Raw genomic sequence first — 24,925 nt, forward strand, 5'->3', positions numbered from 1 at the left:
CATTGGGCCTTCTAAGCACAGGTTTGTGCTTTAATCCAAGTGCTGTTGTTCGAATTGTTTTTTGTCCCGCCGGTCCGAAAATTTCTCAGAAGTTTGCGCCATCGCAAATTCCGGTCACGAAACCGTGTCTACAAGGAGGGCGAAAACAGACAAACCGAAAGGACAGACAATGTTTCGCCCCCTGATCTCCGCTTTGGCCCTCGCTGCGCTGTTTGGAACAGCGGCCCACGCCGAAGTGTTCGAGGTGCACATGCTCAACAAAAATGGCGATGAACGCATGGTTTTTGAGCCTGATTTTGTACAAATCGCACCTGGTGACACGGTGAAGTTCATCCCCACGGACAAAAGCCACAACGCCCAAAGCATCGACGAAATGATGCCTGAAGGCGCGGCCTCCTTTGTCGGCAAGATCAATCAAGAACTGGATGTCACCTTCGACGTCGAAGGGCTCTATGCCGTGAAATGCAACCCGCATTACGCCATGGGCATGGTGATGACCGTCGCCGTGGGCGAGACCACGGTTCCCGAAGGCTTCCTCGAAGGCCGTGTGCCGAAAAAAGCCAAAGAGCGGTTCGAAGCCCAGCTCGGCAATCTCTGAAATATCAACGATAACAAAGAATAACGACCCGACGCACAAGACAACAAAAAAACTCTAAAAATTCTTGGAGGGTCACATGACCAATTACATCAACCCCGGTCTCGTCAAAACCAACCGTCGCAACGTGCTGCGCGGCTCGCTTCTTGCTGGTGCTGCTGCCGCTGTCGGCGGAGCTGCCGCCGCCACGCCTGTGCGCAAATCCGCACCGCTGGCCGCGCCGCGCGCCGCCGCGCCGAAATTCATTCAGGCCGAGGCTCAGGCGCAGGCCGCCGCTCCGAAAGTCGATCTCTCCGGCTACACTCGCGTGAAACAGGAGCTTGTCGCCCCGCCGTTTGCCCCCGAACACGAACAGGTCGCCACGGGTGGACCGAAGATTGTCGAGATCACGATGGAGACCAAAGAGATGCTTCTGACGGTGGACGAAGACACGGGCGCGGAAATCTGGGCGCTGACCTATAACGGTTCCGTCCCCGGCCCGCTGATCATCGTGCATGAGGGCGATTATGTCGAACTCACTCTGCGCAACCCGACGGATTCGATGATGGAACACAACATCGACTTCCACGCCTCCACGGGCGCGCTGGGCGGCGGTGGCCTGACCCATGTCTTCCCGGGCGAGGAAACCGTGCTGCGCTGGAAAGCCACGAAACCGGGCTGCTTCACCTATCACTGTGCGCCGGGCGGGGCGATGATCCCCTATCACGTGACCCATGGCATGAACGGTGCGGTGATGGTCTTGCCGCGGGACGGTCTGAAAGACCGCGATGGAAATCCGCTGAAATACGACAGCATCGCCTATATCGGCGAACAGGATTTCTATCTGCCGGTCGACGACAATGGCGACTACAAAACCTATGAGGCCGCCGGGGACGATTACGCCGACAGTCTTGACGCTATGCGGACGCTGGTTCCGACCCATGAGGTGTTCAACGGCTCCGTTGGTGCGCTGACCGGTGAGAATGCGCTGAAGGCGAAAGTCGGCGACACGGTTCTGATGATCCACAACCAGGCGAACCGCGACACCCGTCCGCACCTCATTGGCGGCCATGGCGATTATGTCTGGGAGGCAGGGTCCTTCTCTGACGCGCCGCAAACCGGTCTTGAGAGCTGGTTCATCCGGGGCGGCTCGGCGGGCGCTGCGATGTATACTTTCATGCAGCCGGGGGTCTACGCCTATGTGAACCACAACCTGATCGAAGCTGCTTTGCTCGGGGCCACCGCTCACTTCGTGGTGGAAGGGGAGTGGAACAACGCCCTGATGGAACAGGTCGTCGCCCCGAAAAGCATTGAGGCCTGACGGAGGCTGAACCGATGACCGGCACCACATCTCATACGATCTGGACGTCCCTTCCAAAGATCATGGCAGGTGTAGTGACGGTCGCGATTATCGGGGGCGCGTGGGGAATGCTGCGCGGCCCCGATCTGACCTATGTGCCTGAAATGGCCGAACATCCGGTGGTGTTGCCGGACCACCGCAACCTGTACGTTCAGAAATTCGAAGTCACCGTGGCGGAATGGAATGCGTGCCATGCCGATGGGGCCTGTGATCTGGAACTGCGTGCACCTGCAGGCGAAGACCCGACACTTATTCCCGCCACCGGCCTCAATTTTGTCGATGTGAGCCAGTATCTCGACTGGATCAATCGCCGTGCCCGGCACGAGTTTCGCCTGCCCACGATGGAAGAATGGGAATTCATGGCGAAGGATGTCCTGCCCGAGGAACCCGATCCGATTTTCACCGATCCGGAGCTGAGCTGGGCCTCGGCCTATCTGACCGAAGGCCTCGCCCCCCGGCGCCTGATGCAGCGGGGCAGTTTTTCGGTCAGCGCAGAAGGCATTGTCGATCTCGATGGCTCGGTCTGGGAATGGACCGAGGATTGTTACGCGGGCGACGGCGGTGTGCCCATCGACCGCGACCGCTGCCCGGCGTTTTTTGCCGCGGGCGAACATATCGCCGCCATCCCTTACCTCGTCCGCGACCCGGCGCGCGGCGGCTGCGCCGTAGGAAGCCCGCCCGCGCATCTGGGACTCAGACTGGTGTCGGAGAAGGGCGTCGCAACGCGCTTTTTGAGGCGTTGGTGAGAGGCGGCGCGTGTCTTAGGGGCTTTGATGCCGATCCGCTCTTGCCAGGACAAAAGGTAAAAGGCGCAGGCCATCTGCGATAGAGAAGGGGCCGAAGAGGTGAACTTGCACCGCCCAGCTGTTTGGCCGAAGTGTCAAATTCCGCGCGCCTGCACGCTGCGCATCTCGAAGGCTACGCCGTCGTGCCCTCGTCTGTCCGACCGGAGGACGGGGCGTCAGAGGCGGCTTTGGCGCTATTGTATGGCTCTGCCGGTTGCCGATCTGTCCGAAGTCGAAGATCGCCCGCTGTCCTATGCGCGGTCTCTGTTCGATCACTTCGGCTATTTTCCGCCCGGGCGTGATGGCGGCTCAGCAAGCCTGTTCAACGCCCGTTTGCTCAACAAGGTCGAACTGGCGACAGATGCGGCGGCTGATCTGATCTATTCCTTCGCCTCCGACCCGCAAACGGCGGAAGGTGCGCTGCGACAACATGCTCAAACGCCGCAAGAGAAAGGACATTTGCGGCACTTGAGGCGGCGGGCTAGGGCGGTGCACGTCACATGAATTTTGTGTTTCATCTGTCGTGAAAAAGGCTTTTAAAATGGGCCTATGAGCATGGCTTTTTCTTCTGTGACGGATGTTTTGAACGCGGGTTTCGACACGGTCATTGACGTGCGCGCGCCCTCGGAATTTGCCGAGGATCACATTCCCGGCGCGATCAACCTGCCGGTGCTGAGTGACGTGGAACGCGCGCGTGTCGGCACGATCTACACGCAGCAATCGCCCTTTCTGGCGCGCAAGCTCGGCGCCGCTTTGGTGGCGCGCAATGCCGCCACGCATATCGAGGGGCCTCTGGCCGAGAAAGAGGGCGGCTGGCGGCCTTTGGTCTATTGCTGGCGGGGCGGGCAGCGGTCGAATTCCTTCGCGATCATCCTGCGGCAGATCGGCTGGCGGGTGGAGGTTCTGGACGGCGGCTATAAGACGTGGCGGCGGCTGGTGATCGGCATGTTGCATGACACGCCCTTGCCGCATCGGCTCGTTTTGCTCGACGGCAACACCGGCACGGCGAAGACCGATCTTTTGCAGCGGGTGCGGGCGCTGGGTGGGCAGGTGCTCGATCTCGAAGGTCTGGCGCAGCATCGCGGATCTATTTTCGGCCCGATGGGCGATCAACCGGCGCAGAAGGGGTTCGAAAGCAAGTTGGCGGAGGCTTTGAGCCGTCTCGACCCCGCGCGGCCCGTTTTGGTGGAGGCGGAAAGCTCGCGCATCGGCGAGGTCACGATCCCGGCGCGGCTTTGGCAGGCGATGTGTGCCGCGCCTCGGATTGACGTGACGGCCGGTTTGCCCGCGCGGGCGCGCTATCTGGCGGAGGCCTATGCCGATCTGACCGAGGATGTCCCAAAGATGCAGGCGCGTCTGGATCAGCTGATCCCGCTTCAGGGCCATGAGCGGGTCAAGACTTGGCGCGAGATGGCCGAAGAGGGGGCTTTTGCTGCGCTGGCCGAGGCGCTGATGGGCCAGCATTACGACCCGCGCTACGAGAAAGCCCGCGCCCGCCATGCGCCTGATGTGATTGCAGGGTTTGATCTTGGCGATCTGAGCGTCGGCGCGCGTGACGATGTGGTAGGACGGATCGTCAGCCTGTTGAAAACGCGCTGAAATTACGTTTCGACGGTCAAATGCGGCGGGCCTTCGGTGATCTCTCCAATGATGGCCGCCTCATACCCTGCCTCACGGAGCGCCGTCAGACATTTTTCCGCCCGCATCGGCGAGACAGCGGCCAAAAGCCCGCCCGCCGTTTGCGGGTCGAACAACAGGTCGGTCTCTGGCGTCTCCGGTCCGTCGAATTCGGCGGCATAGGCGCGGTTGGCCGGGAAAATCGTCGAGCGCAGGCCAGTTTCGGCAAGCGCCAGAGCGCCTGGCAAAATGGGCACATCTTTCGGGCGGATCACGGCCCCCACCTCAGAGGCGCGGCATATCCCCAAGAGATGCCCGGCCAATCCGAAGCCCGTGACATCGGTCATCGCATGCGTAGTGTTCAAAATCCGCGCCGCCTCGCCGGAGCTTTGCACCATAAAGGCATAGGCCCGTTCCAGATCACGTCCGTTGGCCTTCATCTCCATCTCGCCCGCCAGCATCACGCCGGCGCCGATGGGTTTTGTGAGTAAAATTCGATCCCCGGCCCGCGCGCCCTTGAGCGTGATCGGCTGATCCAACAGCCCGGTGACCGTAAACCCTATGGCCAGTTCCGCCCCCATCGCGGTGTGCCCGCCGATGATCTCCGCGCCTTCGGCCTCAAAGACGTCGCGGGCGGCCTCCATGATCTCCGTGAGCCAGCTTTCCTGCAGGGCTTCGCTCATGTTCGGGAGCGTCACGGTGGCGAGTGCGGCTTGGGGTGCCGCGCCCATTGCCCAGATGTCGCCAAGCGCGTGAATGGCGGTGATCCGTGTCATCAACACGGGGTCTTCGACAAAGGCGCGCAGGTGATCGACAGAGGCCACCTGCCAGGTGTCGCCATGGGTCAAAAGCGCCGCGTCATCGCCCGCGAGATGCAGCACATCGCGCCGCTTCGGGCCGGGATGCGCGCTCAACACCCGGTGGAGAATATCGCCGCCGACCTTGGCGCCGCAGCCCCCGCACATGGGCTTTTTGCCCTCGACCTCCTCGCGCAGCCCTTCGGCCACGGTGTCCGGCAAGGGCGGCGGTGGCATGGCGGGCAAGTCCTTGAGTTTGCGCATGAAGGCCCGGTCGATGTGGTCTTTCCAACGCCACATGAGCGGACCTTTGAGGCGCAGGCCGGATTTGTCCGCGAGCGCCGCCTTACCGCCCAGAGAGATCAGTTTGAGGTAGTCCTTTTGCGGATGATAAGTGCGCAGCCTTGCGGCTGATCCTGCGCTCAGGCTCCGACGCAGATTGTCGAACAACACGGGCGCTTCGCGCACCGCATAGACCCCGGCTTTCGGACGTGGATCATGGGACAGATGGGCGCAATCGCCGGCGGCAAAAATGCGCGGGTCGGAGCATTGCAGCGTCTCAGTCACGGTGATGAACCCTTCGGTCAGGTCCAACCCGGTGTCTTTCAGCCAGCCATAAGGCCGCGCCCCTGCCGCGCCCAAGGTGAAGTGCGACGACAGGGTGGTGCCATCGGCAAAAAGCACCTCATCGGCGCGGACCTCGATAACCTGCGACTGCGGGCGCAGTTTGACACCAGCCTCCGCCAGCGCGCCCATCACCGCATCGCGCGTGGCGGGGCGCATCTCGGTGAGGATCTCGCCATGATCAATGAGAGAGACCTGCGTGTTCGGGATCGTCTTGAGGCTCTGCGCCATGGCCATCGCCAGTTCTGCCCCCGCGACCCCGCCGCCGATCACGGCCACCTCGGGCGCGATCTCTCCGGCCAAGGCCTCTTTGCGAAACTGGTCCCAGCGACTGGCAAAGGCCTCGAGCGGCTTGGCGGGGATGCCGTGCTCCGTGAAGCCTGTGAGATCCGGCATGGCGGAGGTGATGCCGATGTCGATGGAGGCGATGTCATAGCGGACCGGCGGGCGGCCTTCGACATGGATCAGCCGCGCCTCCCGGTCGATCCCCGTGGCGCGTCCCAAGACCGCCCGCGCGCCCGCGAAACGTGCCAGCCGCAGGAGGTCCAATTCCAAGTCTTCGCGGACATAATGCCCCGCCACAAATCCCGGCAGCATCCCGGAATAGGCGGCTACGGCACCCGGGTTGATCACCGTCACCCGCACACCCGGCAGATGCCGCATGCCCCAGCGTTTCAGGATCAGCGCATGGCTGTGCCCACCGCCGATCAGGACAAGCTCTCGGGTCAGGGGCAGGGGGTGCATCGGCTCAGTCCTGTTGCGGCAAAAGGATATTGGCGAAAACCTGACCCGAAGTCCGCCAGTTGGCAAGGGGGGGCAAGGGTGCTGGACGCCGCATGCTGCACATGCCAAGATTGCGACCATGTTACGCACATCCTCCCCGTTTGAAGCGATGCGTGCCCAAGCGCGTCAGATTTTCCTCCAAGGCGTCGAGGCTGCCGATCCGGCCCATGCGGTCGAGGCGGCCTTGAAAGGGCGCCAATTCACCGATCCGCTGATCATCGCCGTCGGCAAAGCCGCGCGCACCATGGCAGAGGCGGCGATGAAACATGTGCCTGCTGAAACCGTGATCGTGGTCACCAATTACGAAAACGCCAAACCCTTGGAGGGCGCCGAAGTCCGCGCCGCGGGTCACCCTGTGCCCGATGCCGAAGGGGCGCGCGCAGCACTCCGTGTCGAAGAGGCGCTGTCGCACGCCAAGGGCGATGTGATCGCGTTGATTTCGGGCGGCGGCTCCGCGCTTTTGCCTGCGCCGGTGGTGGGTGTTTCCTTGGAGGACAAGGCTGAGGTCAACCGGCTTTTGCTTGCCTCGGGGGCCGACATCGTGACGATGAATCTCGTGCGCCAACAGCTCTCGCGCCTCAAGGGCGGCGGGTTGTTGCGGGCGGCCGCACCCGCGAAAGTGACGGCTTTGCTTTTGTCCGATGTGGTCTCTGACGATCTGCGCGCGATTGCCTCCGGGCCGACGGTTTCACCCATCGGCACCCGCGAAGAGGCCGCGAAGGTGCTGCAAGACCTCGGGCTTTGGGAGAAACTGCCGCATTCCGTCTCCGCCTATCTGGCGCGCCCGCAGGCCGATCTGGGCGCATTGCCCGACAGCGATGTCGCTCTCATCGGCTCGAACAAAATTTCCGTTGCGGCCATGGCCCGTACGGCGGGGCCTGAGGCGCAGGTCGATGAAACGCCTTTGGAGGGCGATGTGGCCGAGGCCGCGCAGTTTATTATGGATCGCGCACTTGCGGGCGGCGCGGGGACCTATCTGTTCGGGGGCGAAACCACGGTGAAACTCGTGGGCGACGGCATGGGCGGGCGTAATCAGGAGTTGGCGCTGCGTGTTGCGATGCTGGCCGAAAAGGCCGGGCTCACGGAGTTCGCCTTCCTCTCGGGTGGCACCGACGGGCGCGATGGGCCGACGGATGCGGCGGGTGGTCTGGTCGACCCCGGCACGCTGGACCGGATGCGCGCCGTGGGGCTTGACCCCAATGAGGTGGTGGGGCGCAACGACAGCTATCACGGGCTTCAGGCCGCCGGAGATTTGCTCCAGATCGGCGCGACGGGGACGAATGTGGCGGACCTTCAGGTCTTGATCCGCGCCTAAAGCTGTTTCCTTTGCTGCGAAAAATACTCACATTTCACCGCACGAATTCAACGCGCGAATGAGAAGCCGTAGATCAGTTGACGCAGGCCCAAGGCGGCGCCTGCGATGATCGCGGCCACGGTCACCGGCGCCGAATAGGCGAGGAGGGAAAAAGCCGACAGTCCCTGTCCGACCGTGCAGCCAAAGGCCACCACGGCGCCGACGCCCATAAGCGCGGCGCCCATGATCTGACGTTTCAATTCGCGCGGGTCTTCGCAGGCTTCCCAACGAAAATGGCCTTTGATCAGCGAGCCGATCGCTGCGCCCGCAAGCACGCCAATGACGGAGCCGACGCCAAAGCCGGGCGAGGTGGCAGAGGAGGTCATGAGGTAGAAAAGCGTGTCTCCGATGGGCGCCGCGAAGGTGTGGGAGGCGACCTGCGTGGCCTCGAATGTCGCCTCGGACAACCACGCCGTGCCCGCCCAGCCGGAGGTGACGGCGAGGCCGACGGCCACGCCCCAGAGGATGAGTTTGCGTTCTGCGCGAAAGGCGCGGGACGACAGCGCCACGGCCAGAAAGAGCACACCGAAGCCGAGGCCGGTGGCGACGATGGGTAGGCCGAGGCTTTGGCCCAAACCATGCGCCAGACCGGGTAGGGGGCCTTCGGCGGGACGGGGCGGGAAGAGTGTGACGCGCAGCGCGGCCAGTGGGCCGTTCAGTGTGATGTATGAGGTGAGGCCCAAGACGAGAACGATGACGAAATTGCGCAGGTCACCACCGCCCAGACGCGCCAGCGCGCCAAAGCCGCAATTGCCCGCGAGCGCCATGCCGTAGCCGAACACAAGCCCGCCGAAGATCGAGGCCATGGGCGACCATGCCAGCGCGAGGTAGGGCGTTTTGGTCGGATCGAAAAGGCCAAATCCCATGAGGCTGAAACTGCCAATGAGCGCCACGCCCAAGGCCACGCCCCATTGCCGGGCGCGCAGATCAGAGCCTTGATAGAGCGCGTCTTCGATGGCGCCCATGGAGCAAAACCGCCCCAGACGGGCGGCAAGTCCGAGGACCAGACCTCCAAACAGACCGATCAGGGCCGCAAGCAGCCCCGGTGCAACTGTGTCGAGCATGTCTCCTCCCCTGATGCCCGGCGCGTCTCTGTCTTGGGGGTCAGGCTTTTTTCGGGCCACCATTCCCCGAACAGAACATGTCGTAGATCACTTCGAGGATGCGTTTCGGGCGGTCATCCGTCAAAGAGTAGTAGATTGCCTTGCCTTCGCGGCGCGGCGTCACAAGACCCTCAAGGCGTAGCCGGGCGAGCTGTTGGCTCACCGCGGCCTGACGCGCGGACAGAAGGTCTTCGAGTTCCGTGACGGATTTCTCGCCGGTCACCAGATGACACAGGATCATCAGCCGCCCCTCATGCGAGAGGGCTTTCAAAAGCTGCGATGCGTCGCAGGCGCTTGACATCATCACATCCAGGTCCTCTTCGGACATGTTTTCCGTGACGATTGGTAAAGGCGAATTCACTTTGTCCACCCCATGTTCCTCAAAGATATGACTCCCGTCTCTAAAAGGCGATTTGATCCATGATGGCGTCGATGCCTGCCTGCGCGCAGTCGGCATCGAGGTCCGGTCCGGGAGCGCCTGAGACTCCGATACCTGCTACTATAGAGCCTGACGCCTCAATCACAAGACCGCCTCCAAGGGCCAGAGGTTCGCTCAGCTCCCGGATGCCTGCCATCATCTCGCCCGGCGCGGTCAATTCGCCCAAGGACAGCGTGTCGGTGCGAAATGACACAGCGGTCCAGGCCTTGCGACGGGCGGTCTCGAAGACGTGAAGCCCGGCGAAGCGGTCGCGCACATAGACCTGCGGGATGCCGAAGCGGTCGACCACCATGACGCCGACCTGATAGCCCGCCTCGCGGCAGCTTTCCATTGCGGCGATGGCGGCGGTTTGGGCCACTTCGGGTTTCAGCACCTGAAAGGTGACGAAGGCATCGTCGTCTTGTGCGACGGCGGGTGTTGCCAAAGCTGCGGCGCCCATAGTGGCGCTTAGCGCCATGATTTTAAACAGTTTCATTTTTTCCTCCCTTGAATGTCCCTTATGTCCTGTCACCCGCCCGGCTGGACCTCCTGCACCGGGGCACCCGTCGTGATCTCTTTGAAATCCGAATGATCGCGCAGCACCATGGTCAGCATGGTCCAGAACAATTCATCACCCGCGTAGCCTTCGATCCGGCCCTGTTCCATCCCGTCCTCCACGAGAATGAAGGTGGGCGTAAAGATCACCGGGCCTTTGAACGACAAGTCCTCCGGCATCGGCGCGCGCAGGTCCACCCGGCGCAGGGGCGCATAGGCGCCCTCCGGCGTTTTCGGGTAAATCTCCGCGATCTCCGCGTTCCAGCGGGCGCAATAGGCACAGCCGTCTTGTTCCACCATCACCAGTTCCATCGAAGGCTCACAGGCGGAGGCGGGGAGAATCAGGGCAAAGAGGGTGGCCAGTGTGACCAGGATTCGTGTCAACATATCTCTACCGATTGACGGGTGCGACATAATCTACATAATTTGAATATATGAATGACACAAGCTTTGAGGCAATCACCAGAGGGTGACAGGCGCAAAGCTTGCGGGGAAGAGGAGCCCCGTCCGGAGGCGCAGGGATGCGCACACTGGGGGTCGATTTGGGAGGACCATATGCTGGACGTGACTTTTATTTCTGCCCTTTTGGGCGGGTTGGTGGTATTTTTCTCCCCCTGCATTTTGCCGATCGTGCCGTTTTACCTGTCCTATATGGCGGGCACCTCGATGGCCGACATCAACGCCGAGGGCGAATTGGCGCCGGGCGCGCGCAAACGGGCGGTGATCTCGTCGGTGATGTTCTCTTTGGGGATCATCACAGTGTTTGTCCTTCTGGGCGCGGCGGCGTTTTCGCTGTCTCAGGCGTTCCGCAGCCATCAGGACATCTTTCGCATCGCGTCGGCCGCCATCGTCTTTGTCATGGGGCTGCATTTTCTGGGCGTGATCCGCATTGGCTTTCTCAATCGCCAGTTCCAGATGCAGGCGGGCGACACGCGCAATATGACCGTGTGGTCGTCCTACATCGTCGGCCTCGCCTTCGCCGCCGGATGGACGCCCTGCGTCGGCGGCGTCTTGGTCGGCGTGGTGATGATGGCGTCGAATGAGGCGACCGCGATGCGCGGGCTGATCATGATGGTGGTCTTCGGCATCGGCATGACCGCGCCCTTCGTGGTGGCCGCCGTGTTTATCAAACCCTTCCTCAAATTTGCGGCCAAATTCCGCCGCCATTTGCCGAAGGTCGAAAAGGTGATGGGGCTTTTCCTCATCCTCTTCGCTATATTGATCGTCACCAATTCGGTGAACGTGATTGCGGCGTGGATGTTGGAGACCTTCCCCTCTTTCGCGAACATCGGATCAAACGGGAGCCTGTAAAAATGTTTAAACTCGCACGACGTACGCTTTTGTCTCTGGGTCTCGCTGCCTTTGCCTTTCCCGCGCTGGCGGTGGAAATGGGCGATGACGGGCTACATAAAACCGCCTGGCAGCGCGACACCTTCAAGGACCTGCGCGAGGATTTGGCCGAGGCCAATGCAGAAGGGAAGCGCTTGCTCGTGATGGTCGAGCAGCGCGGCTGTATCTATTGCACCAAGATGCACGAAGAGGTCTATCCGGATCCGGAGATCACAAAGATGATCGAAGACAATTTCTTTGTCATCCAGATCAACATGTTCGGCGATGTCGAGGTGACGGATTTCGATGGCGAGAGCCTGCCGGAAAAAGACATGGTGCAGAAATGGGGCGCGCTGTTCACGCCGACGAATCTCTATTTCCCCGAAGAGGTGGCCGAAGATGTCTCCGCCAAGGACGCAGCAGTGGCCACAGTGCCCGGCGCCTTTGGAAAGCTGACGACCTACAACATGATGCAATGGGTGTTGGGGCATGGCTATGAGGGCGAGGAGCCGTTTCAAAAATACCATGCGCGCCAAGTGGTTATGCAGCAAGAGCAGGGGAAGCTTAAGGTTGGCGAGTGATATATGTTCGCGTATAGGTAACGCTGCGGTGCAGAAAAATTCAAGTATTTGAATTTGTCTCTTGCTCTGCGACATAATGGCGCGCTACGCTCTTTAAAACAAACACCGCAGATATGCGGAAATGTAAGCACAGTCTTTTAGGGAGGAGACATGAAACGCATCGCAACCTGTCTTGTTGCACTCGGTCTGAGCACCGGCGCAGCATTGGCCGAAACGGCTCCGGGCGACGTTCAGTTCGACGACTACGGCGCGATTGAGGCCTCTCTGACCGGCACGCCGGGCAACGCGGAAGAAGGGCGCAAGATCCTGACCACGAAATCCATGGGCAACTGTGTGTCCTGCCATGCCGCCGACGCCTATGCCGATGTGCCGTTCCACGGCGAGGTCGGCCCTTGGCTCGATGGCGCGGGCTCGCGCTGGTCTGCGGCCGAGTTGCGTGGCCTTGTGGTCAACGCCAAGATGACCTTTGAGGGCACTGTGATGCCGGCCTTTTACAAGGTCGACGGTTTCACCCGTCCGGGTGATGCTTACACGGGCAAGGCCGCGCCGGCCGATCTGCCGCCGATCCTCTCGGCCCAGCAGGTCGAGGATGTGGTCGCCTATCTTATGACGCTGACGGACGAGTGATCTCCCGTCGGATCCTGACACTTAGAACTTAGGAGCAAACCATGAATCTCACACGACGTGACGCTCTGGCTCTGGGCCTTGGTGCGACTGCGGCGGCGTTTATGCCGCTGAGTGCGACCGCCGCTGCCGAAGACGCCATCGCCGCATTCACCGGGGGTGCCGAGGCGGGCGCGGGCGATCTAAGCCTGACCGCGCCGGAGATCGCCGAAAACGGCAACACCGTGCCGATCGCTGTCAATGCGCCGGGCGCCACGGCCATCGCGGTGTTCGCCACCGGCAACCCGACGCCTGAAGTGGTGGTGTTCAACTTCGGTCCGCTGGCAGGCAGCCAGGCGGCCTCCACCCGCATCCGTCTCGCTGGCACGCAAGACGTTGTGGCGGTTGCGAAAATGGCCGATGGCTCTTTCGTCCAAACCTCCGCCACGGTCAAAGTGACTATCGGCGGCTGCGGCGGCTAACCCGATTTTTTAGGAGACAAAGACAATGGCATCTGGTGTCAAACCCCGCGTGAAAGTCCCTAAATCGGCCTCTGCCGGTGAGGTGATCACGATCAAAACCCTCATTTCCCACCCGATGGAATCCGGCCAGCGCAAAGACAGCGACGGCAACGTCATTCCGCGCTCGATCATCAACCGTTTCACCTGTGAATTTAATGGGCAGAGCGTGGTCGATGTGACGCTGGAACCGTCGATTTCGACCAACCCCTATATCGAATTCGATGCGACTGTGCCCGAGGCCGGTGAATTCAAATTCACCTGGTACGATGACGACGGCTCCGTCTACGAGGATGCAAAAGCGATCGAAATCGCCTGATCCAAGACCGCAAGCGCGTCCCGCCAAAGATGCGGGGCGCGCCAGCCAACTCTAGGGAGGAGATAACGCATGAAAATCAATAAAATGCTCAGCACTGCGGCGGCTTTGACGGCGTTTGTGATCGCAACACCTGTGCTGGCGGATGAAGACGCAGAGCTGGTGATCAACGGCGAGATCGAGATCGTGACCAAGACGGCTGCGCCCGCGCATCTCGACGGTCACCTGAGCGAGATCATGTCCGGCTGGCGCTTCCGTTCGGATGACACGCAGGCCATGGAGATGGACGATTTCGACAATCCCGGGATGCTGGGGGCCGAAGCCGGGTTCGAACAGTTCGAGACCGTGATGGGGTCCGAGGGCAAATCCTGCATGGATTGCCACGACGGCGTCGAAAGCCTCGCGAATGTGCGTCCGACCTATCCGAAATGGAACGACGACAAAGAACAGGTTTACACCATCCAGATGCAGATCAACGACTGTCTGACAGAGCGGATGGGGGCCGATGCGCAGAAATACGACAACAGCACCATGCTGAACTTCGAGGCGGCTTTGGCCTCTGTGTCGCGTGGCATGCCGGTGAATGTCGCCATCGACGGTCCCGCCCAATCCACTTGGGAGCAGGGCAAGGAGATGTATTACACCCGCTACGGTCAGCTCGATCTGTCCTGTGCCAACTGCCACGAGCAAAACTACGGCAACATGATCCGCGCAGATCACCTGTCTCAGGGTCAGATCAACGCCTTCCCGGCCTACCGTCTGAAGAACGCGCAACTGAATGGCGCGCATAGCCGGTTCAAGGGCTGTATCCGCGATACCCGTGGTGAGACGTTCAACGCGGGCTCGCCGGAATTTGTGGCGCTTGAGCTTTATGTGGCGTCGCGTGGCAACGGCCTCTCGGTCGAGGGCCCCTCTGTCCGCAACTGATCTTTGACGGGGCCCCGCTTGGCGACGAGCGGGGCTTTGTTCCTCTCAATACATTCAAATTTGCGCATGAAACCTTTGGAAATGCTCAGGTTTTCTGCGTCCGACAACGGAGTTTCCGCATGATTTCACGTCGTGATTTCCTTCAGGTGTCCATGGCTGCTTCGGCTATGGTGGGCGCCTCCGGCTTTGGCAACTGGGCGCGTCTCGCGGCGCAACAGGCGCTGACGCAGGACCAGCTTTTGGAGTTCGACACGTTCGGCAACGTCTCTCTGATCCATGTCACCGACATTCATGCGCAATTGAAACCGATCTATTTCCGCGAGCCGGAGATCAACATTGGCGTGGGCGACAACAAGGGCGCAGTGCCGCATGTGACGGGCGCGGAGTTCCGCAAACTTTACGGTATCGAGGACAATTCCCCTTCGGCTTATGCGTTGAGCTACAATGATTTTTCCGCCTTGGGAAAAGCTTACGGCAAGGTTGGGGGCCTCGACCGGGTCGCCACCGTGATCAACTCGATCCGCGCCGCACGCCCCGATGCGCTTTTGCTCGATGGCGGCGACACATGGCACGGCTCCTACACCTGCTACCACACGCAGGGTCAGGACATGGTCAATGTGATGAACGCACTGAAACCCGATGCAATGACCTTCCACTGGGAGTTCACGCTTGGCTCTGATCGGGTGCGCGAAGTGGTGGCCGATCTGCCCTTTGCGGCTCTGGGCGCCAATATCTATGACGCCGAATGGGACGAACCGGCGGAGGATTTCGCGCCCTATAAGTTCTTTGAACGTGGCGGGGTGAAGATCGCCGTCATCGGCCAAGCCTTCCCATATATGCCCATCGCCAACCCCGGCTGGATGTTCCCGGAATACTCCTTTGGCATTCGCACCGAGCGGATGCAGGAGGTCGTCGACGAGGTGCGCGGCATGGGCGCAGAACTGGTCGTTTTGCTGTCGCACAACGGGTTCGACGTCGACAAGAAGATGGCGTCGCTGGTGAGTGGCATCGACGTTGTGCTTTCCGGCCACACCCATGACGCGCTGCCGGAACCTGTGCTGGTGGGCGAGACGATCATCATTGCCTCGGGGTCCAACGGCAAATTTGTTTCGCGTGTGGATTTGGACGTGCGCGATGGCCGCATGATGGGCTTCCGCCACAAATTGATCCCCATCTTCTCCGACGTAATCGAGCCAGACAAAGAGGTCTCGGCGCTGATCAACGAACAACGCGCGCCTTACGAGGAGGCGATGGGCGAGGTGATCGGTCAGACCGACAGCCTCTTGTACCGTCGCGGCAACTTCAACGGCACTTGGGATGATCTGATCTGTGACGCGCTGTTGAGCGAGCGTGAGGCGGATATCGCGATGTCGCCGGGCGTGCGTTGGGGGCCGAGCCTCCTGCCGGGGGACAATATCACCCGCGAGGACATCTGGAACGCCACCTCGATGACCTACGGCAAGGCGTATCGGAGCGAGATGACCGGCGAGTTCATCCATACGATTATGGAAGACGTGGCCGACAACATCTTTAACCCCGATCCCTATTACCAGCAGGGCGGCGACATGGTGCGGATGGGCGGTCTTGGCTATCGCATCGACATCACCAAGCCGCAGGGCGAGCGGATTTCGGAGCTGACGCTTTTGAAAACCGGCGAAAAACTCGACCCGGCGAAAAACTACGTCGTGGCGGGCTGGGCCTCTGTGAATGAGGGCACCGAAGGGCCGCAGATCTGGGATGTGGTGGAGGATCACATCCGCAAACAAGGCACCGTCACGGTCGCGCCGAACACCTCGGTCGAGGTCATCGGCGCCTGAAATCGGGCCTGACATCTGCCGCTCTGACCCTCGTTGGAGCGGTTTTTCTACAATGAATTCATTCACATAAGAGAATGAAAGAATTCATGCAAAGCATGCACATCGGAAGGGAGACACGAGAGATGAGTGAGACCCAAAACGACAATCGGAGCACCGGTCAGGGAACAAGCCGTCGCGCGTTTCTACGCGGCGCGGCTGCCACGGGCGTGGGACTGGCGGCGAGTCAGGCTGCCGCCGATGGCCCCGATCCGCTGATCACGGAAAAGCAAGATTGGGCGATGAGCCTCGGCGAAGGGGTCGATGAAACGCCCTATGGTCTGCCGATCAAATACGAGAGCGATGTCATTCGCCGCAATGTGCCGTGGCTGACCGCCGATCCGATCTCTTCGATCAACTTCACGCCGATCCATGCGCTCGACGGGACGATCACGCCGCAGGGCTGTGCCTTTGAGCGGCACCACTCCGGCGCGATTGAGTTGAAAAAGGAAGACTACCGCCTGATGATCAACGGGCTGGTCGATACGCCGCTGGTCTTCACCTACGAAGACCTCGAACGCTTCCCGCGGGTGAACAAGACCTTTTTCCTCGAATGTGCGGCCAACACCGGCATGGAATGGGCTGGCGCGCAGCTCAATGGCTCGCAATTCACCCATGGCATGATCCACAACATGGAATACACCGGCGTCACGCTGCGCACTCTGTTGGAAGAGGCGGGGCTGGGGGCTGCGGGAGATCTCGCGGACAAATGGGTCTATGTCGAGGGCGCGGATGCGTCTTCAAACGGGCGGTCTATTCCGATGGAAAAGGCGCTCGATGATTGCATGATTGCGTTTAAGGCCAATGGCGAAGCGCTGCGCATGGAGCATGGCTATCCGGTGCGTCTGGTCGTGCCCGGTTGGGAAGGCAACATGTGGGTGAAATGGCTGCGCCGTATCGAAGTGACCGCGCAAGCCATTGAATCGCGTGAAGAAACATCGAAATACACCGACACTTTGGCGGATGGCACCTCGCGCAAATGGACCTGGGTCATGGATGCGAAATCGGTGGTGACCTCGCCCAGCCCGCAGATGCCGATCACGCATGGCAAGGGGCCTTTGGTGATCACAGGTCTGGCTTGGTCGGGACGTGGCGCCATCACCGGCGTCGATGTGTCGAAAGACGGTGGCAAGACTTGGGAGAAGGCCCGTCTGGCCAATCCGGGCGCACCGATGGCGCTGACGCGGTTCTATCTTGATATCACTTGGGACGGTGAGGAAATGCTCCTGCAGAGCCGTGCCCATGATGACACGGGCTATGTTCAGCCGACCAAAGCGCAGCTCAGAGAGGTGCGCGGCGAGAACTCCGTTTATCACAACAACTGTATCCAAACCTGGCATGTCAAATCGAACGGGGAGGCGGAAAATGTCGAAGTTTCTTCCTAAACTGATCCTCACCACGGCTCTCTCCGCGACATTGGCGATGCCGGCTTTCGCGGAGAAATTCGGTCTCGGTCGCGCGGCTCTGCCCGAAGAAATCGCCGCCTGGAACCACGATATTTCGCCCAATGGTGACGGCTTGCCGATTGGCTCCGGCTCGGTCGAAGATGGCGAGATGATCTTTTCCGAGAACTGCGCCGTCTGTCACGGCGAATTCGCGGAAGGTGTTGATAACTGGCCCAAATTGGCGGGTGGCGATGGCACTCTGGCCGACAAAGATCCGCTCAAGACCGTGGGCTCTTACTGGCCCTATCTGTCCACTGTTTACGACTATGTGCGTCGCTCCATGCCCTTCGGCGCGGCGCAGACCATGACGGATGACGATGTCTACGCGATCACGGCCTATATCCTCTATTCGAACTACATCGTTGAGGATGATTTCGTGCTCTCGAACGAGAATTTCCTCGAGGTCGAGATGCCGAATGCCGAGGGCTTCATCACCGATGATCGCGCCGAGACGGAATACACGATCTTTACTGAAGAAAACGCCTGTTACGAGAACTGTAAGGAGGTGGTCGAGATCACCAAACGGGCGACCGTTCTGGATGTGACGCCGGAGGAGACGACGGAAGCTGCCGCCGAGCCTGTCGCGGAAGAGACAGTTCAGGTCGCGGTGGCGGAAGAGGCCCCCGCAGAGGAAGCACCGGTTGAGGTCGCAGCAGCCGCATTTGACGAGGCGCTGGCCGCCGAGGGCGAGAGCGTGTTCAAGAAGTGCAAAGCCTGTCACCAAGTGGGCGAGGGCGCCAAGAACCGCACCGGTCCGGTCCTCAACGGGGTGCTCGGAGCCACCATCGGTCATGTGGAAGATTTCAAATATTCCAATGACTTCCTGGATGCGCGTGAGGAAGGGTTCACCTGGACCGAAGAGAACCTGATTGCCTATTTGCATAGGCCGAAGGCGATGTTCCCGCGGACCAAAATGTCCTTCGCCGGTTTGAAAAGCGACGACGATATTGCGGCGGTGATCGAATATCTGAAGGCCACGACGCAGTAGGCGCGACCAAGTCTCAAAGAGGGCGGCTATCGGGCCGCCCTTTTCTCGGGTAGGATGAAAACCGGGAGGATGTTCACTATGAAAACATTGTTCAAAACTGTCGCGCTCGCCTTGGTTTGTGCCACGCCAGCCTTGGCAAACGATCAGGCGATCACCTTTGACTATGACGGCACCTTCGAGGATGCGACCTTCGCGGTCGAGGATGCCATCGTCTCCAAAGGCCTCGTGATCGACTACCGCTCGCACACTGGCGAGATGCTGGAGCGCACGAAAGCGGATGTCGGCTCCGAGGTGACGATTTTCGACGCGGCGGATGTGTTTCTGTTCTGCTCGGCGGTTGTGTCGCGGCAAGTGATGGAGGCTGATCCCGGCAATATCGTGCATTGCCCCTATTCGATCTACGTCGCGGATCGTGAAGGCAAGGTCACGATCGGGTTCCGCGATTATCCCGACGGCCCGATGCAGGCGGTCGAAGATTTGCTGACAGAGATTGTCGAAGAGGCCACGAGCTTTTAAATATTCCTTCGGACGATGGAAGGGATAAAAGATGGATTGGATCGACCGGTTTGCGGGGCTCTCGACACTTGAGCCCAAGGTGCGCGCGCGTCTCGTGGCGCAGTCGCAGATCATTCATCTGCCCGCTGGAACAATTTTGTTCGGCCCCGGAAAAAGCCCCGAAAACCTTTTGATGCTGATCGAGGGCACGGTGCGGGTGCAGCAGACCACCGAAGCGGGGCGCGAGATTGTGCTTTACCGGGTGCATGCTGGGGAGAGCTGTGTGATGACCACGGCCTGCCTGCTGGCCTATGAAGATTATAGCGCCGAGGGTATTGCCGAGACTGAAATCGACGCCGTCGCCATCCCGCGCCGGGTGTTCGACGATCTGGTCGCCACCTCGCAGAGCTTTCGCAATTTCGTGTTCTCCGCCTATTCGCGCCGGATCACCGATCTGTTCCATGTGATCGAAGAGATTGCGTTTCAAAAGATCGATATTCGGCTGGCGCAGAAGCTGTTGGAGCTGACCAACGGCGGGCCTGTGCTTAAGGCGACGCATGCGCAACTGGCCGCAGAACTGGGGTCAGCGCGCGAGGTGATTTCGCGTCAGTTGCAGGAATTCCAACGCCGCGGATGGGTTCAAACCGCCCGCGGCGAGGTCAAGCTGACGGATCGCGAGGCGCTGGACGCGCTCGCGCATTCCGCCTGATTATTTCATCTTGCAGGTGTTGATTCCGAAGATCGAATAGAGCGGGCAAGAGGACATCAGCCCGGTCACCAGCGGGATGATCCCGATCAAATAGAGCCAGCGCAGCGAGGCGTCGGCGTTCAGGAAGAACCCGAGGATGAGCGCAAGGCCGACAACGATGCGCAGGATGCGGTCAAGGCCGCCGACATTTTTTTTGAGCATGGAACCCTCCATTGGTGAACCTATGGGTAAGCTACGGCTCCGCGCGCCCGCCTGTCTGTAACAAACTCACATCCAGCGCATAGGCTCGACGGTTTTTCTCATAAGAAAGAGAAGCGGGGTAAATGTTCGATTTGTACAAAAAGAAAGCGGGGCCTCGTGTGAGACCCCGCCAAATGGTTCGAAAAGAGATGGTTTAGTCCATCGCTTTGAAGTTCAAAGCAACCCCGTCCTTGATGCCGGAGAACCAGCGGGCGGTGACTTTTTTCGTCTTGGTGTAGAATTTGAACGCGTCGGGCCCGTATTGGTCGAGATCGCCAAAGGCGGATTTTTTCCAGCCGCCGAAGGAGAAATAGGACAGCGGCACAGGGATCGGGAAGTTGATGCCGACCATGCCCACATCGACACGGGCGGCAAAATCCCGCGCGGTGTCGCCATCGGCGGTGTAGATCGCGGTGCCGTTGCCATATTGGTTGTCGAGAATGAGGTTGAGCGCGTCCTCATAGCTGTCCATCCGCACGGTGGAGAGCACCGGGCCGAAGACCTCTTCCTTATAGATGTCCATGTCCGGGGTGACGTTGTCAAAGAGCGTCGGGCCGACGAAATAGCCATTCTCATAGCCCTGGATTTTCATGCCGCGGCCATCGGTCAAAAGCGTCGCGCCCTGATCGACACCGGCGGTGATGAGGCTCTCGATGCGCTCTTTGGCCTGCGCGGTGATCACCGGGCCGTAGTCCGTGTCCTCGCCTGCGGTGTAGGGGGCCACTTTGAGCTTTTCGATCTTCGGCACCAGCTTTTCGATCAGGCGATCTGCGGTTTCCTTGCCCACCGGCACGGCGACGGACACGGCCATGCAGCGTTCGCCAGCGGCACCAAACCCGGCCCCGACCAGCGCGTCGGCGGCCTTATCGAGATCGGCGTCGGGCATGATGATCATGTGGTTCTTCGCCCCACCGAAACATTGCGCGCGCTTGCCGTTGGTGGCGGCGCGACCGTAGATATATTGCGCAATCGGGGTAGAGCCGACAAAGCCCACGGCCTGGATGGTTTCGTTGTCGAGGATCGCGTCGACGGCCTCTTTGTCGCCATGGACGACCTGAAGAACGCCATCCGGCAGACCGGCCTGTTGGATCAGCTCAGCGAGCATCAGGGAGGTCATCGGCGTGCGCTCGGACGGTTTCAGGATCATCGCGTTGCCCGAAGCAATCGCAGGCGCCATTTTCCAGAGCGGGATCATCGCCGGGAAGTTGAACGGCGTGATGCCAGCCACGACGCCAAGCGGTTGGCGGATGGAGTAGAGATCAATGCCCGGACCCGCGTCGCCGACGAATTCGCCTTTGAGCAAAGCCGGCGCGCCCATGCAGACCTCGACCACTTCGAGGCCACGTTGCACGTCACCCTTGGCATCCGGCAGCGTCTTGCCGTGTTCGCGCGACAGGCATTCGGCCAGCGCATCCATGTTCTCGTTGATCAACTGACCGAATTTCATGAAGACTCGCGCGCGGCGCTGCGGGTTCACCTTGGCCCATTCTTTTTGGGCGACAGCGGCTTTTTCGACCGCATCGGCCAGCTCGGCAGGCGTGGCGAGCGGCACTTTGGCGATGACTTCGCCGGTGGCCGGGTTGCGCACTTCGGAGAAGCGGCCGGACGTGCCTGCGACATAGGTGCCGTTGATGAAATGTTTGAGCTCTTGCATGGAAACCTCCTGATCTTTGAGGGGAGTTTAACTTTGCGTTTTTGTCTCTAAAAGAGAGAAGATTTCAAAAACATTTTGCATTTTCGCAATGGTGGAGCTTTGTTGAGCTGCAATTGCGCAGGGTGCGGATCGCATGAAGAACTGACGAGGCGAAGGTGATGAATTGGGATGATTTGCGGGTGTTTCTGGCGGTGGCGCGCACGGAAAGCCTGTCGGGGGCGGGGCGACAGCTCAAGATCGACCCGGCCACGGTGGGGCGGCGCATTGCGCGGCTCGAAGAGGGGCTGGGCGCGCCTCTGTTCGCCAAATCGCCGCAGGGCTATGAATTGACGCGCGATGGCGGGCGGCTTTTGGCCCATGCGGAGGCGGCGGAGCAGGCGGTGTCCTTAGGGCTCGATGACCTGTCCGGTGACGGGGATGAGCAGCTCAAGGGCGTGATCCGCATCGGCGCGCCGGATGGCTGTGCGAACTATGTGCTGCCGCGCGTTGTGGCGCGAATCGCTGAGGAACACCCGGAGCTGGAGGTGCAGATCATCGCGCAGCCACGGCTGTTCAGCCTGTCGAAACGCGAGGTCGACCTTTATGTCAGCGTGTCTCCGCCAAGTTCCGGGCGTTTGCTGGTGCAGAAGATCACCGACTATCACCTCTCGCTCGCGGGGATGCGCTGGTATCTGCGCCAGCATGAGGACATTACCACGCGAGAGGACCTGAAACGGCACAAATTGGTCGGCTATGTGCCCGATCTGATTTTCGACAAGGAACTCGACTATCTTGAGGAAATCGGCGCCAGCGAGGCGGATTATACGTCGAATTCCGTCTCTGTGCAGCTCAACATGATCCGCGCGGGGCTGGGCGTGGGGGTCGTGCACGACTTTTGCCTGCCCTATGTGAACCGTATGGAGCGGGTTTTGCCCGAGGACGTGCGGCTCAAACGCGCCTTCTATCTGGTGCGCCATGCGGATGACCGCAAAGTCGAACGCCTGTCGCGGTTTTCCGAGGTTTTGTGCCAAAGCATGCGGGAGGTGGTCGAACACCTTGAACGCGAAGCTTGACAGATTGTCGCAGGCAGTGAACGCTAACATCAGGGAGAGACAGGGAAAACGCGCGACGGCGCATCAGATATTTTAGGGAGGACACATGATCGTAGGACAGATTCTGAAAGCCAAGGCCATCGACGAAACCATCACCATTCGGCCGGATATGACCGTGGGCGAGGCGGCAAATCTTTTGTCGAGCCGCAAGATCGGTGCGGTGATCGTCGCGACGGACCCGAAGCACCCCGAAGGCATTCTGTCGGAGCGCGACATCGTGCGTGAGCTGGGCAAGACCGGCAGTGAGGTTCTGGCCCATAAGGTGTCGGATTTCATGACGCGCAAACTTGTGTCCTGCCGGCCCGACGATACGGCGCTGGCCGTGTTGGAGCGGATGAGCAATGGGCGATTCCGCCACATGCCGGTGATGAGCGATGGCGAGATGATCGGCCTCGTGTCCATCGGCGATGTGGTCAAGGCGCGGCTCGAACAGCTTGCGATGGAGAACAAATCGCTCGAAGGCATGATCATGGGGCATTAAGGCCCTGAGAGTCATGGTGTTTGCCGGGGTTGCAAAGAAATTATGACACGTATCGGGGCGTTCGCGCCCCAATGCGCCTCAACCCTCTTGATTTCGCACCTGCAATATTGTTGCGTGCGCAGAACGAAGAGGAGGAGATCACCCCATGCGTATCGGTTTGTACCCCGGCACATTCGACCCGGTGACCCACGGCCATGGCGACATCATTCGCCGGGCCTGTGCTTTGGTGGATCGTCTGGTGATCGGCGTCGCGATCAACCGCGACAAGGGGCCTTTGTTCAGCCTCGAAGAGCGGGTCGAGATGCTCGCAGAGTACACAACAGGTCTGGCGTCGGACACCGGATGCGAGATCGTGGTGCATCCGTTCGAGAACCTGTTGATCCAATGCGCGCGCGATGTGAACGCCTCGATTATCATTCGCGGCCTGCGCGCCGTGGCGGATTTTGAATACGAATATCAGATGGTTGGCATGAACCGCGCGCTCGACAGCAAGATCGAGACCGTGTTCCTCATGGCCGATGCGCGGCATCAGGCGATTGCCTCGAAATTGGTGAAAGAGATCGCGCGTCTGGACGGCGACATCTCCAAATTCGTCGCGCCCGAGGTCGAAGCGCGGCTTTTGGCCAAGTTCAAAGCCTGAAGGTTTGAAACACGAGACATGAAAACGCCCCGCAGGAGGAGGACTGCGGGGCGTTTTTCGTGCGTGATGTCTAAATCTTATCCGTAGATCGCGTCATGGGCCATTTGGCGAGCGCGGATCTCGTCGATGTTCAGATCGGCTTTGACCTTGGCGGAAAGACGGTTCAGCTCGGCGAGTGTGCGGCGATAAGCGGCCCGTTTGCGGGCGGCGGTGGCGAGGGAGACGAGCGTTTTCATAATGCCGATCCTTTGGGTCCAGTCTGCGTTTTCTGGCCCCTATATGCGCTCGAATTAGCGCTAACACCAATGCCGGTTCGCCAAGATCGTTATGCGCTTTGTGCATGGGTTTTCCGGAAATGCATGGCGTTCTGCGTGGTCTGACGAGCGCCATCCTTATTTATGTCAAAATGATCTGATTTGCTCTGTGTATTGATTTTAGAGAGGAATGCATTTGTGAAACCGCTGATATTGTTTGCCGTTATATTTTGCACAGCACTTTCCTGCGTCACGCCCTTACGGGCCGGGCCACAAGACGATGTGGAACGGATTTCAGAGCATCTTTTGCAGGCGGGGATCGGTCAGATGGTGCAGGCCTCTGTTGCGCAAAGCTATGCGGATCATATGACTGTCGCGTTGCGGCCCTATAGGGTGCGGATCGCGGATCCGGATCTTTTTGCGGAGCCGTTGCCTGATGAGGTGACTGCTGAAAACGTCACGTATTTCAGGCAGACCCTTGAAGAGGAATTGCTGCGAAAAGCGAGTGCTCAACAGCTGTCAGATCTTCTGCGTCTTCTGCAGCAACCGCCTGAAATGTCACCGCAGGAGCAACCCAGCTCGATCGAAGATATTAAGGACCGTCTGGACGAAATGATTGAGAATAAACAGATTGAATCCGATGTCATTCCTCCAATCATTTTGATGGGGGCGATCACCAAGGCTATCCTGCGTTTGCCCACACCGGAGGTCGATCCGATTCCTCTCTTCATGAGTGACATGTTGGAGGTGGACGGTGTTTTCGAATTTCCAAACCGGATTGTGAAGCAGGACCTTCGCCGCAAGATCGAGGCTGCGCACCGCTGATACGCG

Annotated in this window: 29 protein-coding genes; 21 read left to right on the forward strand and 8 right to left on the reverse strand. The window is 60.1% G+C overall.

The window, feature by feature from the left end; all coding sequences use genetic code 11:
* The first annotated feature begins 169 nt into the window (after positions 1–169).
* The 5 genes from LC094_RS12985 (at position 170) to mnmH (ending at position 4,318) form a co-directional block, all read left to right on the forward strand.
* Complete coding sequence (locus tag LC094_RS12985; protein ID WP_226553216.1) at positions 170–598, forward strand: pseudoazurin; 429 nt, start codon at positions 170–172, stop codon at positions 596–598.
* A 76-nt stretch (positions 599–674) separates the two neighbouring features.
* Entirely contained in the window at positions 675–1,895 is a 1,221-nt protein-coding gene (nirK, locus tag LC094_RS12990) for a copper-containing nitrite reductase (RefSeq protein ID WP_226553217.1), read from the forward strand.
* 14 nt (positions 1,896–1,909) lie between these two features.
* Complete coding sequence (locus tag LC094_RS12995) at positions 1,910–2,680, forward strand: formylglycine-generating enzyme family protein (protein WP_226553218.1); 771 nt, start codon at positions 1,910–1,912, stop codon at positions 2,678–2,680.
* 240 nt (positions 2,681–2,920) lie between these two features.
* The gene (locus LC094_RS13000; RefSeq protein WP_226553219.1) at positions 2,921–3,223 is read left to right on the forward strand and encodes a hypothetical protein; all 303 of its coding nucleotides are present in this window, start codon (positions 2,921–2,923) and stop codon (positions 3,221–3,223) included.
* A gap of 45 nt (positions 3,224–3,268) precedes the next feature.
* Positions 3,269–4,318: a tRNA 2-selenouridine(34) synthase MnmH gene (mnmH, locus tag LC094_RS13005; protein WP_226553220.1), complete on the forward strand. Its 1,050-nt coding sequence runs from the start codon at positions 3,269–3,271 to the stop codon at positions 4,316–4,318.
* 2 nt (positions 4,319–4,320) lie between these two features.
* Here the strand turns inward: mnmH and selD are convergent, their stop codons facing one another.
* Positions 4,321–6,501, reverse strand: a complete 2,181-nt coding sequence (gene selD, locus LC094_RS13010; protein ID WP_226553221.1) for a selenide, water dikinase SelD — start codon at positions 6,499–6,501, stop codon at positions 4,321–4,323.
* A 118-nt stretch (positions 6,502–6,619) separates the two neighbouring features.
* Between selD and LC094_RS13015 the strand changes: the two genes are divergently transcribed.
* Positions 6,620–7,855: a glycerate kinase type-2 family protein gene (locus LC094_RS13015; protein WP_226553222.1), complete on the forward strand. Its 1,236-nt coding sequence runs from the start codon at positions 6,620–6,622 to the stop codon at positions 7,853–7,855.
* 47 nt (positions 7,856–7,902) lie between these two features.
* On the opposite strand, the gene LC094_RS13020 is transcribed toward LC094_RS13015, so the two are convergent.
* From LC094_RS13020 to LC094_RS13035, 4 genes are all read right to left on the reverse strand, one after another.
* Positions 7,903–8,958, reverse strand: a complete 1,056-nt coding sequence (locus LC094_RS13020) for a YeeE/YedE family protein (protein WP_226553223.1) — start codon at positions 8,956–8,958, stop codon at positions 7,903–7,905.
* Positions 8,959–8,998: 40 nt separating this feature from the next.
* A complete protein-coding gene (locus LC094_RS13025; protein ID WP_226553308.1) occupies positions 8,999–9,325 on the reverse strand; it encodes an ArsR/SmtB family transcription factor in 327 nt (108 codons plus the stop codon).
* A gap of 73 nt (positions 9,326–9,398) precedes the next feature.
* Positions 9,399–9,911, reverse strand: a complete 513-nt coding sequence (locus LC094_RS13030) for a GlcG/HbpS family heme-binding protein (protein WP_226553224.1) — start codon at positions 9,909–9,911, stop codon at positions 9,399–9,401.
* Positions 9,912–9,943: 32 nt separating this feature from the next.
* Positions 9,944–10,357, reverse strand: a complete 414-nt coding sequence (locus tag LC094_RS13035; RefSeq protein ID WP_226553225.1) for a thioredoxin domain-containing protein — start codon at positions 10,355–10,357, stop codon at positions 9,944–9,946.
* Between the two features lie 168 nt (positions 10,358–10,525).
* On the opposite strand from LC094_RS13035, the gene LC094_RS13040 reads away from it, so the two are divergent.
* The 11 genes from LC094_RS13040 to LC094_RS13090 all read left to right on the forward strand — a co-directional run bounded on the left by LC094_RS13040 (position 10,526) and on the right by LC094_RS13090 (position 19,734).
* On the forward strand, positions 10,526–11,281 hold the full coding sequence (locus LC094_RS13040) for a cytochrome c biogenesis CcdA family protein (RefSeq protein ID WP_226553226.1): 756 nt from the start codon (positions 10,526–10,528) through the stop codon (positions 11,279–11,281).
* Between the two features lie 2 nt (positions 11,282–11,283).
* Positions 11,284–11,880: a thioredoxin family protein gene (locus tag LC094_RS13045; protein ID WP_226553227.1), complete on the forward strand. Its 597-nt coding sequence runs from the start codon at positions 11,284–11,286 to the stop codon at positions 11,878–11,880.
* 150 nt (positions 11,881–12,030) lie between these two features.
* Positions 12,031–12,507 (forward strand): sulfur oxidation c-type cytochrome SoxX, encoded by a 477-nt coding sequence (gene soxX, locus LC094_RS13050; RefSeq protein ID WP_167602153.1) that lies wholly within the window; start codon positions 12,031–12,033, stop codon positions 12,505–12,507.
* A gap of 41 nt (positions 12,508–12,548) precedes the next feature.
* Entirely contained in the window at positions 12,549–12,965 is a 417-nt protein-coding gene (soxY, locus tag LC094_RS13055) for a thiosulfate oxidation carrier protein SoxY (protein ID WP_226553228.1), read from the forward strand.
* A 25-nt stretch (positions 12,966–12,990) separates the two neighbouring features.
* Positions 12,991–13,320, forward strand: coding sequence for a thiosulfate oxidation carrier complex protein SoxZ (gene soxZ / locus LC094_RS13060; RefSeq protein WP_226553229.1), 330 nt, complete (start codon positions 12,991–12,993; stop codon positions 13,318–13,320).
* A gap of 69 nt (positions 13,321–13,389) precedes the next feature.
* Complete coding sequence (gene soxA, locus LC094_RS13065) at positions 13,390–14,244, forward strand: sulfur oxidation c-type cytochrome SoxA (protein WP_226553230.1); 855 nt, start codon at positions 13,390–13,392, stop codon at positions 14,242–14,244.
* A 119-nt stretch (positions 14,245–14,363) separates the two neighbouring features.
* Positions 14,364–16,061 carry a thiosulfohydrolase SoxB gene (soxB, locus tag LC094_RS13070; RefSeq protein ID WP_226553231.1) on the forward strand — a complete coding sequence of 566 codons (1,698 nt, stop codon included), beginning with the start codon at positions 14,364–14,366 and terminating at the stop codon, positions 16,059–16,061.
* Between the two features lie 122 nt (positions 16,062–16,183).
* Positions 16,184–17,482 carry a sulfite dehydrogenase gene (gene soxC, locus LC094_RS13075; protein WP_226553232.1) on the forward strand — a complete coding sequence of 433 codons (1,299 nt, stop codon included), beginning with the start codon at positions 16,184–16,186 and terminating at the stop codon, positions 17,480–17,482.
* Positions 17,463–18,530, forward strand: coding sequence for a c-type cytochrome (locus LC094_RS13080; protein WP_226553233.1), 1,068 nt, complete (start codon positions 17,463–17,465; stop codon positions 18,528–18,530). The genes soxC and LC094_RS13080 overlap by 20 nt, the downstream gene beginning before the upstream one ends.
* A gap of 78 nt (positions 18,531–18,608) precedes the next feature.
* On the forward strand, positions 18,609–19,046 hold the full coding sequence (locus LC094_RS13085; RefSeq protein WP_226553234.1) for a DUF302 domain-containing protein: 438 nt from the start codon (positions 18,609–18,611) through the stop codon (positions 19,044–19,046).
* Between the two features lie 31 nt (positions 19,047–19,077).
* Complete coding sequence (locus tag LC094_RS13090; RefSeq protein WP_226553235.1) at positions 19,078–19,734, forward strand: Crp/Fnr family transcriptional regulator; 657 nt, start codon at positions 19,078–19,080, stop codon at positions 19,732–19,734.
* On the opposite strand, the gene LC094_RS13095 is transcribed toward LC094_RS13090, so the two are convergent.
* The gene (locus LC094_RS13095) at positions 19,735–19,935 is read right to left on the reverse strand and encodes a YgaP family membrane protein (RefSeq protein ID WP_226553236.1); all 201 of its coding nucleotides are present in this window, start codon (positions 19,933–19,935) and stop codon (positions 19,735–19,737) included.
* A gap of 193 nt (positions 19,936–20,128) precedes the next feature.
* Positions 20,129–21,628, reverse strand: coding sequence for a CoA-acylating methylmalonate-semialdehyde dehydrogenase (locus LC094_RS13100; RefSeq protein ID WP_226553237.1), 1,500 nt, complete (start codon positions 21,626–21,628; stop codon positions 20,129–20,131).
* Positions 21,629–21,786: 158 nt separating this feature from the next.
* Here LC094_RS13100 and LC094_RS13105 point away from each other — a divergent pair, with 158 nt between their 5' ends.
* From LC094_RS13105 to coaD, 3 genes are all read left to right on the forward strand, one after another.
* Positions 21,787–22,680, forward strand: coding sequence for a LysR family transcriptional regulator (locus LC094_RS13105; RefSeq protein WP_226553238.1), 894 nt, complete (start codon positions 21,787–21,789; stop codon positions 22,678–22,680).
* A gap of 85 nt (positions 22,681–22,765) precedes the next feature.
* Positions 22,766–23,200 (forward strand): CBS domain-containing protein, encoded by a 435-nt coding sequence (locus tag LC094_RS13110; protein WP_226553239.1) that lies wholly within the window; start codon positions 22,766–22,768, stop codon positions 23,198–23,200.
* A 145-nt stretch (positions 23,201–23,345) separates the two neighbouring features.
* Positions 23,346–23,840, forward strand: a complete 495-nt coding sequence (gene coaD, locus LC094_RS13115) for a pantetheine-phosphate adenylyltransferase (protein WP_226553240.1) — start codon at positions 23,346–23,348, stop codon at positions 23,838–23,840.
* A 77-nt stretch (positions 23,841–23,917) separates the two neighbouring features.
* On the opposite strand, the gene LC094_RS13120 is transcribed toward coaD, so the two are convergent.
* The gene (locus tag LC094_RS13120; protein WP_226553241.1) at positions 23,918–24,076 is read right to left on the reverse strand and encodes a hypothetical protein; all 159 of its coding nucleotides are present in this window, start codon (positions 24,074–24,076) and stop codon (positions 23,918–23,920) included.
* Between the two features lie 216 nt (positions 24,077–24,292).
* On the opposite strand from LC094_RS13120, the gene LC094_RS13125 reads away from it, so the two are divergent.
* Entirely contained in the window at positions 24,293–24,919 is a 627-nt protein-coding gene (locus tag LC094_RS13125) for a hypothetical protein (RefSeq protein WP_226553242.1), read from the forward strand.
* Positions 24,920–24,925 lie beyond the last annotated feature (6 nt).

The organism is Celeribacter naphthalenivorans (assembly GCF_020524585.1).
GTDB lineage: Bacteria > Pseudomonadota > Alphaproteobacteria > Rhodobacterales > Rhodobacteraceae > Celeribacter > Celeribacter naphthalenivorans.